This window comes from Streptomyces sp. NPDC091287, assembly GCF_044768525.1.
In the GTDB taxonomy this organism is placed as follows: Bacteria; Actinomycetota; Actinomycetes; order Streptomycetales; family Streptomycetaceae; genus Streptomyces.
The window spans coordinates 1-12,309 of record NZ_JBIVUV010000005.1 but is presented as its reverse complement, the minus strand read 5'-3'; the positions used below and the strand labels follow the sequence as shown (position 1 = coordinate 12,309).

Annotated in this window: 9 protein-coding genes; 6 read left to right on the top strand and 3 right to left on the bottom strand. The window is 73.8% G+C overall.

Features of this window, described 5'->3' with window-relative positions; all coding sequences use genetic code 11:
• Positions 1–981 (top strand): ABC transporter substrate-binding protein, encoded by a 981-nt coding sequence (locus ACIQRW_RS08860; protein ID WP_403756458.1) that lies wholly within the window; start codon positions 1–3, stop codon positions 979–981.
• A 34-nt stretch (positions 982–1,015) separates the two neighbouring features.
• Here the strand turns inward: ACIQRW_RS08860 and ACIQRW_RS08855 are convergent, their stop codons facing one another.
• Complete coding sequence (locus ACIQRW_RS08855; RefSeq protein ID WP_403756456.1) at positions 1,016–2,407, bottom strand: hypothetical protein; 1,392 nt, start codon at positions 2,405–2,407, stop codon at positions 1,016–1,018.
• A gap of 54 nt (positions 2,408–2,461) precedes the next feature.
• Between ACIQRW_RS08855 and ACIQRW_RS08850 the strand changes: the two genes are divergently transcribed.
• The 3 genes from ACIQRW_RS08850 to ACIQRW_RS08840 all read left to right on the top strand — a co-directional run bounded on the left by ACIQRW_RS08850 (position 2,462) and on the right by ACIQRW_RS08840 (position 7,499).
• Complete coding sequence (locus ACIQRW_RS08850; RefSeq protein ID WP_403756453.1) at positions 2,462–4,942, top strand: helicase C-terminal domain-containing protein; 2,481 nt, start codon at positions 2,462–2,464, stop codon at positions 4,940–4,942.
• A 121-nt stretch (positions 4,943–5,063) separates the two neighbouring features.
• Positions 5,064–5,765: a YqjF family protein gene (locus ACIQRW_RS08845; protein ID WP_403757393.1), complete on the top strand. Its 702-nt coding sequence runs from the start codon at positions 5,064–5,066 to the stop codon at positions 5,763–5,765.
• 90 nt (positions 5,766–5,855) lie between these two features.
• Entirely contained in the window at positions 5,856–7,499 is a 1,644-nt protein-coding gene (locus ACIQRW_RS08840) for a DNA repair helicase XPB (protein ID WP_403756450.1), read from the top strand.
• Positions 7,500–7,520: 21 nt separating this feature from the next.
• Here the strand turns inward: ACIQRW_RS08840 and ACIQRW_RS08835 are convergent, their stop codons facing one another.
• Positions 7,521–7,712, bottom strand: a complete 192-nt coding sequence (locus tag ACIQRW_RS08835) for a hypothetical protein (RefSeq protein ID WP_003967306.1) — start codon at positions 7,710–7,712, stop codon at positions 7,521–7,523.
• A gap of 394 nt (positions 7,713–8,106) precedes the next feature.
• Between ACIQRW_RS08835 and ACIQRW_RS08830 the strand changes: the two genes are divergently transcribed.
• On the top strand, positions 8,107–10,215 hold the full coding sequence (locus ACIQRW_RS08830) for a HelD family protein (RefSeq protein ID WP_403756447.1): 2,109 nt from the start codon (positions 8,107–8,109) through the stop codon (positions 10,213–10,215).
• Between the two features lie 61 nt (positions 10,216–10,276).
• Here the strand turns inward: ACIQRW_RS08830 and ACIQRW_RS08825 are convergent, their stop codons facing one another.
• Positions 10,277–10,966 (bottom strand): copper homeostasis protein CutC, encoded by a 690-nt coding sequence (locus ACIQRW_RS08825; RefSeq protein WP_403756445.1) that lies wholly within the window; start codon positions 10,964–10,966, stop codon positions 10,277–10,279.
• Between the two features lie 272 nt (positions 10,967–11,238).
• Between ACIQRW_RS08825 and ACIQRW_RS08820 the strand changes: the two genes are divergently transcribed.
• Positions 11,239–12,309, top strand: a 1,071-nt coding sequence (locus ACIQRW_RS08820) for a heavy metal translocating P-type ATPase (RefSeq protein ID WP_403756442.1), incomplete at its 3' end; no start/stop codon positions are given.

Genomic DNA, 12,309 nt, shown 5'->3' with positions numbered 1-12,309 from the left:
ATGACTCCCCTCCTCCACGACCGCCGCCGCACCCTCGTCGCCGGCTCCCTCGCCGTGACCGCCGCGCTCACCCTCGCCGGGTGCGGCTCATCGGACCCGGCAGCGGACTCCTCCTCCGACTCCCCGGCGAAGACGCGCACCGTCTCCACCGCGAACGGCGACGTCGACGTGCCCGCGTCGCCGAAGCGGGTCGTCGTCCTGGACTCCGGCGAGCTGGACTCCGCGATCACCCTCGGCGTCCGGCCGGTCGGCGCGACGCACTCGGCGTCCGAGGACGCCTTCCCCTCCTACCTCCCCGCGAGCGAGACGAAGGACATCACCCCGGTCGGCGAGATCGCCAACGCCAGCCTGGAGTCCGTCGCCGCTCTCAAGCCGGACCTGATCCTCACCAGCAAGGTCCGTGACGGGGAACGCTACGAGGAGCTCAGCAAGATCGCGCCGACCGTGATGACGGAGGCGACCGGCAGCGCCTGGAAGGAGAACTTCCAGGTGCACGCGGAGGCGCTCGGCAAGCAGGCTGAGGCGAAGAAGGTCCTCGCCACGTACGACACGCAGGTGGCGAAGGTGACGGAGGCGCTCGGCGGCAAGGAGAAGGCCGCCGCGACGGACGTCAACTTCGTCCGCTTCGTCGAGGGTGCCGAGATCCGCATCTACGGCAAGCAGAACTACATCGGCTCGATCCTCGCCGACATCGGCACCGGCCGCCCCGCGATCACGGACAAGGCGAAGGACGGGTTCTCGTACGACGTGTCGCCCGAGAAGATCGACCTCGCGGACGCGGACGTCATCTTCACGTCGACGTACGGCGACCCGGGCAAGGCCGGGACGACGAAGACGATGAACAGCGGCCTGTGGAAGGGGCTGAAGGCGGCCAAGAACGACAAGGTCTTCAAGGTCGACGACCGTCTGTGGATCGCGGGCATCGGCTACACGGCCGCCGGCAAGATCCTGGAGGAGTTCGAGACCAGCATGACCAAGTGACCCGCGCCCGGCCCCTCGCCGGGCCGGGCCGGGCTCAGCCGGCCCGCCTCCGCGCCCGCCACACCAGGTAGAGCGCGGAGGCGACGGCGGCCACGCGGACGACCACCGGCCAGGTGTCCAGCAGGACGTCCCGCATCGCGCCCTCGCGGATCGGCTCGCCCCAACGCCCCTCCATCCGCCCCCAGACCCACGCGAGGGCCCCGGCCGCCACCACGCCCGGCAGGCCGAGCGCCGCCCACTTCGCCTCCGTACGGGAGAGGGTGCGGGAGCTGTACGCGATCAGCCAGCCGCCCGCCAGGGGCAGCCAGGAACCGGTGACCACACCGGCGACGAGCAGGACGGCGGCCAGGAGCAGCAGCGGGTGGGCGAAGCCGCCGCGGGGGGCGGAGGCGGCGGCCCCGGGCTCGACGACCACCGCGGCCGCCTTGCGGCGGCGGAGCTTCAGGAGGCGCAGGGCACGGCGGCGCGCGGCGGTCCCGGTCCCGGCCTTCCCGTCCGCCTCGTCGGCCCCGCCCGTCGCACCCTTCTCGTTCTTCTCGTCCTGCCCGTCCTTCTCGATGGGCCCCGGCCGCCTCCCGAGCAGCTCCGGGGCCTCGATGCCGCCGAAGAACCCGGGGATGGCGGTCCCCTCGTCGAAGGGGCCCGGCTCCAGGCGCCACCAGTCGGTCGCGTCCGCGTCCCCCTGTTGGTCCTGGCCGAGCATGTGCGGGGCGGAGGGGTCGGGCCAGTCGCGGGCGGGGACGCCGCCGTCGTCGTCGGCACGGTCGTCGGGGGCGGGAGCCGGACGGGGCACGGCGGCGGACCGCGCACCGGACGCGCCGCCGAAAGCGCGGTCGGAACCGCCGGAAGCACGGTCGGGAACACCGCCTGAAGCGCGGTCGGAAGCACCGCCGGGCGCATGGCCGGAAACACCACCCGGAGCGCGGTCGGAAACGCTGCCCGGCGCGCCGCCGTCGCCGTCGCCCCGACCGCGGCGCGACGCGCCCCACCCGATACCGGCTTTCGGCTTCCTGAGGGCCTTCGCCGCCCGGCCGTCCCCCGCCCCCGGAGCGGGCTCCTTCGGCTTCCTCGGCTCCTGCGGCTCCTTGCGGAGGAGTCCGCCCCGGGGCCGGGGGAGGGAGGCGCGCCGCTGCTGCTCGCCGCCCCCCGTCCCGGTCCCGGCGGTCGGCAGCGTGACCGTGCCGTCGGCCGACCGCGCCGCCGCGGCGACCAGTTCGTCCGGGCTGCCCAGCCTGCCGATGATGCGTCGCACGGTCGCCGGGGAGTCCGCACCCTCCACGCCGCGCTGCCGGTCGATCTCGCCCCGAAGTGTCGAAACCAGGCGCATCCGGGCGCCCGACGACAGGTGTTGCTGCTGAGCCAGGTCGCCGACCCGGCTCAGGTAGTCGTAGACGAGCTGGTCGCTCTCGATCCCCACGCGGTGCATCCCCTCTACCGGCCCTGCCCCGACGGTAGCGTTCCAGCGGCTACCGTGGGACGGATGGGGACGACCACACCACCGCGCACGCTCGCCGAAGCCCTGCGCGCCCGGGGCGACGAATCGCTGGCCGGGCTGCTGCGTGCCCGCCCCGACCTCCTCAACCCGGTGCCGAACGACATCACCCAGCTCGCCACGCGGGCCGGCACGCGGGCGTCCGTCGTCCGCGCGCTGGAACACCTGGACCGGTTCGCACTCCAGACCGCCGAGGCGCTCGCGGTGGCCCCGGACCCGGCCCCGTACGACACGCTGCTCTCCCTGCTCACCGGCGACGGCCTGGACGACGGCGACCAGCGCGACGACGCGGGGGCGGCGATCACCGCCGCACTGCCGGGCGCGCTCTCGACGCTGCGCGAACAGGCCCTGGTCTGGGGCGAGGACGACCGGCTGCGGCTGGTGCGCACCGCCCGGGAACTGCTCGCCCCGTCCCCGCAGCACCCCTCGCCCACGGGCCTGGGCCCCACGGTCTCCGAGGCGACGGCCGGGATGTCGCCGGGCCGGCTCCAGGAGATCCTGGCGACGACCGGTCTGCCCGCCACGCACGACCCGGTCTCCGCGGTGGCCGCGCTCGCCGCCCTGTTCACGGACCGGACGCGGATGGCGGAACTGCTGGACACCGCCCCGGTGGAGGCGCTGTCGGTCCTGGACCGGCTGGTGTGGGGCCCGCCGTACGGGGAGGTCACGCCCAACCCCACTCCCCCCGTGAAGTGGCTGCGCGACCGGGGCCTGTTGCTGCCGGTCTCCACCCGCACGGTGGTCCTGCCGCGCGAGGCGGCCCTGCATCTGCGCGCCGGGCGCGCGCACCGCGTACCGGAACCGGTCCCCCCGGTCGTCGCTGCTGCCGCCGAACGCGATCCACAGGCTGTGGACAGGGCGGCGGCCGGGCAGGCGTTCACGGCGCTGTCCACGGTCGAGGAGCTGTTGAAGCTCTGGAACGGCGGCGGCCCCGCGATCCTGCGCGCGGGCGGGCTGAGCGTACGGGAGCTGAAGCGCGCCGCGAACTCTCTCGACGTGACCGAGCCGATCGCCGCGTTCTGGGTCGAACTGGCCTACGCGGCAGGCCTGTTGGCCTCCGACGGAGCGCCCGAGGAGCGGTACGCGCCGACGCCCGCTTCCGACGAGTGGCTCGACCTGCCCGCCGAGGACCGCTGGACGCACCTCGCCACCGCCTGGCTCGCGGCCACCCGGACCCCTGGCCTGGTCGGCGGCCAGGACGCCAAGGGCCGGGCGCTGTCCGCACTCGGCCCGGAACTGGACCGCTCGGCCGCCCCCGACGTACGCCGCCGGGTCCTGGCCCTGTTCGCCGAACTCCCGCCGGGCACCGCGCCGGACGCCGAGACGCTGCTGCGACGGCTGCGCTGGGAACGCCCGTTGCGCGGCGGCGCGACCCCTCCGGCCGGCCCGGGCCCGGGCGAGGGGGCGGACCTCCGCTCCCGCCTCGCCCTGTGGACGCTCAACGAGGCGGAGCTGCTGGGCATCACCGGCCGGGGCGCACTCTCCTCGCAGGCCCGCGCGCTGCTGGACGAGGGCCCGGACGCGGCGGCGGCCCGCCTCGCGCCGCTCGTCCCCGAGCCCCTGGACCACGTCCTGCTCCAGGCCGACCTGACGGCGGTGGCGCCCGGCCCGCTGGAACGCCCCCTGGCGGAAATGCTCTCGGTCCTGGCCGACGTGGAGTCGAAGGGCGGGGCGACGGTGTACCGCTTCACGCCCGGCTCGGTGCGCCGCGCCCTGGACGCCGGGCAGGCGGCGACCGACCTGCACGCGTTCCTGGCCGCGCACAGCCGTACGCCGGTGCCGCAGCCGCTGAGCTACCTGATCGACGACGTGGCCCGCCGCCACGGCCACCTGCGGATCGGATCGGCGTCCGCGTACGTACGCTGCGACGACGAGGCGGTCCTCAACGAGATCCTGGCCGACCGCCGCTCCACCGGGCTCCGCCTCCGCCGCCTGGCCCCCACGGTCCTGGCCTCCCAGGCCGACCCCGGCTCCCTCCTGGAAGCCCTGCGCGACATGGGCTACGCGCCGGCCGCCGAATCCGCCGAGGGCGATGTCCTGATCACCCGCGCCGGCGCCCGCCGCACGCCGCCCCGCACACCCCCGGTCCCGGTCCCCGAAGGGCCCCCGGTCCCGGACAGCACCCTGCTCGGGGCGGCGGTACGGGCCATCCGCGCGGGCGACACGGCCGCCACGGTGATCCGCAAGGACACGTCCGAGGACCCGTCGTCCCCCACGCCTTCCGGCTCGCTCCCCCGCACCACCTCCGCCGAGACCCTGGCCACCGTCCAGGCGGCCGCGATGACGGGTTCCGCCGTCTGGATCGGCTACGTCAACGCGGACGGCGCGGCCAGCCAACGCGTGATCGCCCCGGTCCGCGTGGAGGGCGGCTTCGTCACGGCGTACGACCACACGGCCGACGAGGTCCGCACGTACCCGCTGCACCGGATCACGGGGGTGGCCGAGCTGGCGGAGGACGGGAAGCCCTAGCAGGGGACGTGGGGCCGTCTGCGATGCTGCGGGCATGGCCACAGCCCGCCCCGCCCCTGAGCCGGTTTCGCCCCGACCGATGGTGCCTGAGCCGGTTTCGCCCCGCCCGCCCGCCGCGCCGATGCGGCCGTTGCTCACGCAGTCCTGGCTGGACCTGGCGTTCCTGCACTGGGCCGTCGATCCGGCGGACGTCGCGCCGCTGCTGCCGCCGGGCACGGTGCCGGACACCTTCGACGGGGTGACCTACGTGGGGCTCGTGGCGTTCCGGATGCATCGGGTGGGCGGGCTCGCGCTGCCGGGGATTCCGTATCTCGGGACCTTCCCGGAGACCAACGTCCGGCTGTACTCGGTGGACGAGCACGGGCGGCGCGCGGTCGTCTTCCGTTCGCTGGACGCCTCGCGGCTCATCCCCGTCCTCGTGGCGCGGGCCGCGTTCCGGTTGCCGTACGTGTGGTCCCGGATGAACGTCGAGCGGTCCGGCGACACTCTCACGTACACGAGCAGTCGCCGCTGGCCCGGTCCGCGTGGTGCGCGGAGCAGGATCGTGCTGCGGGCCGGGCGGCCGATCGACGAGCCGACACCCCTGGAGCACTTCCTCACCGCCCGGTGGGCCCTGCACAGCTCGTGCTTCGGGCGGACCGCCTATCTGCCCAACGCGCATCCCCGGTGGCCCCTGCACCGGGCGGAGCTGCTGGAGTGCGACGAGGACCTGGTGGCCACCGGAGGGCTGCCCGCTCCGGCCGGCGAGCCGGTGAGCGTGCTGTACTCCCCCGGCGTCCCCGTGCGCTTCGGGCCACAGCGCAGGCCCCGCGCCGGAGGCTGAGCGCACGCCCACCCCGCCCCCGCCCGCGATGCGGCACACTGGACGTTTGGCCGCATCCGTGGCCGCACCCCGCAGAAAGGGCCGAAGCGCGTGACCGGACCCCTCATCGTCCAGAGCGACAAGACGCTGCTCCTCGAAGTCGACCACGACCAGGCGGACGCCTGCCGTCGTGCCATCGCGCCGTTCGCGGAGCTGGAGCGTGCGCCCGAGCACATCCACACGTACCGGGTCACCCCGCTCGGGCTGTGGAACGCCCGTGCCGCCGGGCACGACGCCGAGCAGGTCGTCGACGCCCTGGTCGAGTACTCCCGCTACCCCGTGCCGCACGCGCTCCTGGTCGACATCGCCGAGACGATGGCGCGGTACGGGCGGCTCACCCTGTCCAAGCACCCGGTGCACGGGCTCGTGCTCACCAGCACCGACCGGCCCGTGCTGGAGGAGATCCTCCGGTCGAAGAAGGTGCAGCCGCTGGTCGGGGCGCGGATCGACCCGGACACCGTGGCCGTGCACCCCTCCGAGCGGGGGCAGGTCAAGCAGACCCTGTTGAAGCTGGGGTGGCCCGCCGAGGACCTCGCGGGGTACGTCGACGGCGAGGCCCATCCGATCGAGCTGGCCGAGAACGGCTGGTCGCTGCGGCCGTACCAGAAGCAGGCCGTCGAGGGGTTCTGGCACGGCGGGTCGGGGGTGGTGGTGCTGCCTTGTGGGGCCGGGAAGACCCTCGTGGGCGCCGGTGCCATGGCCGAGGCCAAGGCCACCACCCTGATCCTCGTCACCAACACCGTCTCCGCCCGGCAGTGGAAGCACGAGCTGGTGAAGCGGACCTCGCTGACCGAGGACGAGATCGGCGAGTACAGCGGGACGCGGAAGGAGATCCGGCCGGTCACCATCGCCACCTACCAGGTGCTGACCACCCGGCGGAAGGGCGTCTACCCGCACCTGGAGCTGTTCGACTCCCGCGACTGGGGGCTGGTCGTCTACGACGAGGTCCACCTGCTGCCCGCGCCCGTCTTCAAGTTCACCGCCGACCTCCAGGCCCGGCGGCGGCTGGGGCTCACGGCGACGCTGGTACGGGAGGACGGGCGGGAGTCCGACGTGTTCTCGCTCATCGGGCCGAAGCGGTTCGACGCCCCGTGGAAGGAGATCGAGGCGCAGGGTTACATCGCGCCCGCCGACTGCGTCGAGGTCCGGGTCAATCTCACCGACGCCGAGCGGCTCGCCTACGCGACCGCCGAGACGGAGGAGAAGTACCGGTTCTGCGCCACCACCGCGACCAAGCGGAAGGTGACCGAGGCGCTGGTGCGCAAGCACCAGGGCGAGCAGACCCTCGTCATCGGGCAGTACATCGACCAGCTCGACGAGCTGGGCGAGCACCTGGACGCCCCCGTGATCAAGGGCGAGACCAGCAACGCCCAGCGCGAGAAGCTCTTCGAGGCGTTCCGCCAGGGCGAGATCAGCGTCCTCGTCGTGTCCAAGGTCGCCAACTTCTCCATCGACCTGCCCGAGGCGACCGTCGCCATCCAGGTCTCCGGGACCTTCGGGTCGCGGCAGGAGGAGGCCCAGCGGCTGGGGCGGGTCCTGCGGCCGAAGGCCGACGGGCACGAGGCCCGGTTCTACTCGGTCGTCGCCCGCGACACCATCGACCAGGACTTCGCGGCGCACCGCCAGCGGTTCCTGGCCGAGCAGGGGTACGCGTACCGCATCGTCGACGCGGACGAGCTGCTCGCCGACGGCTGAGGCCCCCGGGAGGGCGGGCGGTCAGCGGCCCCGGCCTGCGACGCCCGCCTCTTCCGCGTACTCCCCCAGGACGACGACGCCGAACGCCGCCGTCACGAACACCTTCACGGCGCGCACCGCGTCGCCGACGCGGTGGGGTCGGTGGTGACCGGTGGCCGCGGTCGCGCCGTGCGCGGGGCCGGTCCTGCGTGGGTTCAGAGTGGCTGTGCTCATGCATCCATGGTGCTCCCGTCACCCGTCCGGGCGCGTCGGTCCGCAGAGGGAACCCCGGGACCGGGCGGGTAGCCCTCCGGTACCGCTCCGGGCGCGCGCGTCCCCTACGGGTACCCCTGGCGTCTCCGCCCCCCGGGAGAGGCCCGGGAGACGCCCGGCGGGTCCGCGAAGACCGTATTCCGGTTCGCCGCCGCCCCGCTCCGTGGCTACAATCGCGGGTCTGCCCGCCTCCCGCGCCGTGTCATCGGCCCCGGGAGCGCCGCCGGCCGGACGGAAACCGGCCGACACCCAACGGATACGTACCTTCCCAGCGGACCCCGCCGCTCCGCGTGCCGCCATGGCACCGCAGCGCGTCCGGTCCGCCGTCCTGCGTTGAAGAGCCGGAGGCAACACCGTGCCCGCGCACGTAGCAGAAAGCGATTCCACCCCCGATCCCACCGGCACCACCGATCCCACCGGCACCACCGACCCCTTGGCGCACGAGCGTGCCCATCTCGCCGCGTCCCGCGCCGCGCTGCGCGGGATGCGCGAGGACGTCCAGGCCCTCGATATCCGCGATGTCACCGCGAACTGGGTCAACGCCGCCGTGCTCCAGGCCCAGATCGACGACCGCATCAAGGCGCTCGCCGACCTCTCGCACACGCCGCTGTTCTTCGGCCGCCTCGACTATCTGCACGCCGTCGGCGGCGAGCTGGCCGAGGGCGCGGAGGGCGAGCGGTTCTACATCGGGCGCCGGCACGTCCACGACGCCGTCGGGGACCCCATGGTCATCGACTGGCGTGCGCCGGTCTCCCAGCCGTACTACCAGGCGTCCCGCAAGAATCCTCAGGACGTGGGGCTCCGCCGCCGCTTCGGCTACACCGCCGGCGAGCTGACCGCGTACGAGGACGAGCACCTCACCGACCCCGCCGAGGCCGAGCACACCAGCCGGCTCCTCCAGGCGGAGATCGAGCGGCCGCGCGTCGGCCCGATGCGCGACATCGTCGCCACCATCCAGCCCGAACAGGACGAGATCGTCCGCAGTGGCCTCGGCGGGACCGTCTGCGTGCAGGGCGGGCCCGGCACCGGGAAGACCGCCGTCGGCCTGCACCGGGTGGCGTACCTGCTGTACGCGCACCGCGAGCGGCTCGCCCGCACCGGCACCCTCGTCATCGGGCCGAACCGTTCGTTCCTGCACTACATCGAGCAGGTCCTCCCCGCCCTCGGCGAGCTGGAGGTGAAGCAGGCCACCGTCGACGACCTGGTGCGCACCGGCGTCGAGGTCCGGGGCGAGGACGAGGCGGCCACCGCCGTCGTCAAGGGCGACGCCCGCATGGCCGAGGTGCTGCGGCGGGCCATCCGCTCCCATGTGACCGCCCCCGCCGAGCCCGTCGTCGTGGTGCGCGGGTCCCGGCGCTGGCGCGTGCCCGCGTACGAGGTCCAGGAGATGGTCGACGAGCTGCTGGCCCGCAACATGCGGTACGGGGCCGCGCACGAGGCGCTGCCGCAGCGGATCGCGCACGCCGTGCTCGTACGGATGGAGGAGGCCGGGGAGGCCCCCGACGACCGGGTGCAGAATGCCGTGGCCCGCAACCCTGCCGTGAAGGCGGCCGTCAAGGCGGTCTGGCCCGCCGTGGATCCGGCGAAGCTGGTGCTGCGGCTGCTCTCCGACGCGGAGTTCCTGGCCGCCCACGCGGAGGGCCTGCTGGACGAGGACGAGCAGAAGCTGCTCCTGTGGGCGAAGCCCGCCCGCAGTGCGAAGTCCGCGAAGTGGTCGGCGGCCGACGCCGTGCTGATCGACGAGGCGGGGGACCTCATCGCCCGTACGCACTCGCTCGGCCATGTCGTGCTCGACGAGGCGCAGGACCTCTCCCCCATGCAGTACCGGGCGGTGGGGCGGCGGTGCTCGACCGGTTCGGCGACCGTCCTCGGCGATCTCGCCCAGGGGACGACCCCGTGGTCCACGGAGAGCTGGGGCGAGGCGCTGTTCCACCTGGGCAAGGCGGAGGCGGTGGTGGAGGAGCTGACCGCCGGTTTCCGCGTGCCGCGCGAGGTCATCGCGTACGCCTCCCGGCTGCTGCCCGTGATCTCTCCGGGGCTGGCGGCGGTGGAGTCGGTGCGTGAGTCGCCCGGTTCGCTGGTCGTACGGGAGGTCCCGTCGGCGGAGGTGCTGGACGCTGCCGTCGTCGCCGCCTGCGAGGAGTCGCTGCGCCACGAGGGGTCGATCGGGCTGATCGCCGCCGACGCCCGCATCCCGGCGCTGGGTGCGGCCCTGACGGCGGCGGGCCACGCGTTTCTCTCCCCGGGTGAGGAGACGACCGCCGCGTCCCGGCTGACGCTGGTGCCCGCGTCGCTCGCGAAGGGCCTGGAGTACGACTACGTGGTGCTCGACGAACCGGCGGCCGTGGTCGACGACGAGCCGGACGAGCGGACCGGGCTGCGGCGGCTGTACGTGGCGCTGACCCGTGCGGTCTCCGGGCTCACGGTGCTGCACGCGGCGCCGTTGCCGGAGGCGCTGGCCTGAGGACCTGCGGTGGGGCGGAACCCTTGCGGTTCCCGCCCCACCGCCCCACCGACTCGGCGGCTCAGGCGTCCAGCGCCTCGCGCCACTCCCGTACGGCTGCCGCGTCCACCGGGGCCGACCAGCCCCCGGGCCGGGCGGCGCCGCCGATGTGGACGGCGTCGATCCCCGCGGCCCGCAGCCGGGGCAGGTGCCGCAGGTGGAGGCCGCCGCCGACCAGGACCTGGGCCTGGTATCCCGGCTCGCCGGTACGGGCCGCCTCGGCCAGGAGGACCGGGATGCCGGAGTCCACCCCGTCCGGCGAACCCGCCGTGAGGAACGTGTCGAGGCCGGGCAGGTCCGCGAGCTGCTTGCGCAGGGCGTCGCGGTCGGCGGCCCGGTCGATCGCCCGGTGGAACGTCCACCGGCAGCCGTCCAGCTCGGTGACGAGCCGCTCGACGGCGACGAGGTCGGCGTGGCCCTCCCCGTCCAGGAAGCCGAACACGAACTCGTCGGCTCCCGCCTCCCGCATCTCGCGGGCCTTGCCGACCAGTACATCGATGTCACCGGCGGCGAAGCCGTCCGCCACCCTGAGCATCACGCGCAGCGGGATGTCCACGGCGGACCTGATCGCCGCGAAGGTCTCCCGCGACGGGGTCAGACCGTCGGCGGCCATGTCGGTGACCAGTTCGAGGCGGTCTGCACCACCGGCCTGGGCAGCGACCGCGTCCTCCGCGTCGAGAGCGATCACCTCCAGGACTGCACGGTTGCTCATGGGTCCCCATTCCTCCGATACGCAGCTATAGGTCTAGTCCAATGGCCAGCCTACGGGTCGGTAGACGGACAGCGCAGCCCTCTATCTCAACGCACCACCACGACGGCGCGCGAGCCGACCCCGCAGACGGGTGACGCGCACCGCGCGCACACCGGTGCGGAACGGGCGCATTCACCGCGATCACCCCTTGCGCTTCATAGGGGCGGGGGGTATACATGGGAAGAGATAGAGATACCCCCTAGGGGTATCCGGACGGCTTCAGGGAGGACCCCGTGTCCGCGCACTCCGCCACCACCGCCACCACCGCTGCCGGCTCCGCCGCCGACACCGCCGCGGTCGAGCTCGCGATCGGCGGGATGACCTGCGCCTCGTGCGCGGCCCGTATCGAGAAGAAGCTCAACCGGATGGACGGCGTCGAGGCCACGGTGAACTACGCCACCGAGAAGGCGAAGGTCACCTACCTGGGCGCCGACGTGTCCGTCGAGGACCTGATCGCGACCGTCGAGGCCACCGGCTACACCGCCCGGCCACCCGCACCGCCCGCCTCCACCGCCTCCCCCGGGATCAACAGTACGGACACGGCGGGCGCGGCGGTGGAGAGCGAGGACGGCGGGCTCACCTCCTTGCGCCAGCGCCTGATCACCGCCGTCCTCCTCGCCGTACCGGTGATCGCGATGGCGATGGTCCCGGCGCTCCAGTTCGACTACTGGCAGTGGCTCTCCCTGACGCTGACCGCGCCGGTCGTCGTCTACGCCGCCTGGCCGTTCCACCGTGCCGCCTGGACCAACGCGAAGCACGGCGCGGCGACGATGGACACGCTGATCTCCGTCGGCACGTCCGCCGCGTTCCTGTGGTCGTTGTGGGCGCTGTTCTTCGGGACCGCGGGCATGGTCGGGATGACGCACCCCTTCGAGCTGACCATCGCCCGCAGCGACGGCGCCGCGAACATCTACCTGGAGGCCGCGGCCGGGGTGACGGCGTTCATCCTCGCCGGGCGCTACTTCGAGGCACGCTCGAAGCGGAAGGCCGGGGCGGCGCTCAAGGCGCTGATGGAGCTGGGGGCGAAGGAGGTCACGGTCCTGCGCGACGGCGTCGAGACGACGATCCCGACCGCCGCGCTGCAGGTCGGGGACCGTTTCCTGGTCCGTCCCGGGGAGAAGATCGCGACGGACGGGACCGTGGTCGAGGGCGCGTCCGCCGTGGACGCCTCCATGCTCACCGGCGAGTCCGTACCCGTCGAGGTCACCGTCGGCGACACCGTCACCGGAGCCACCCTCAACGCCGGAGGCCGACTCGTCGTCGAAGCCACCCGCGTCGGCGCCGACACCCAACTCGCCCGCATG

Coding starts and splice junctions, on each gene's coding strand:
- ACIQRW_RS08860 (WP_403756458.1), top strand. CDS start 1: ATGACTCCCCTCCTCCACGACCGCCGCCGCACCCTCGTCGCCGGCTCC.
- ACIQRW_RS08855 (WP_403756456.1), bottom strand. CDS start 2,407: ATGCACCGCGTGGGGATCGAGAGCGACCAGCTCGTCTACGACTACCTG.
- ACIQRW_RS08850 (WP_403756453.1), top strand. CDS start 2,462: ATGGGGACGACCACACCACCGCGCACGCTCGCCGAAGCCCTGCGCGCC.
- ACIQRW_RS08845 (WP_403757393.1), top strand. CDS start 5,064: ATGCGGCCGTTGCTCACGCAGTCCTGGCTGGACCTGGCGTTCCTGCAC.
- ACIQRW_RS08835 (WP_003967306.1), bottom strand. CDS start 7,712: ATGAGCACAGCCACTCTGAACCCACGCAGGACCGGCCCCGCGCACGGC.
- ACIQRW_RS08825 (WP_403756445.1), bottom strand. CDS start 10,966: ATGAGCAACCGTGCAGTCCTGGAGGTGATCGCTCTCGACGCGGAGGAC.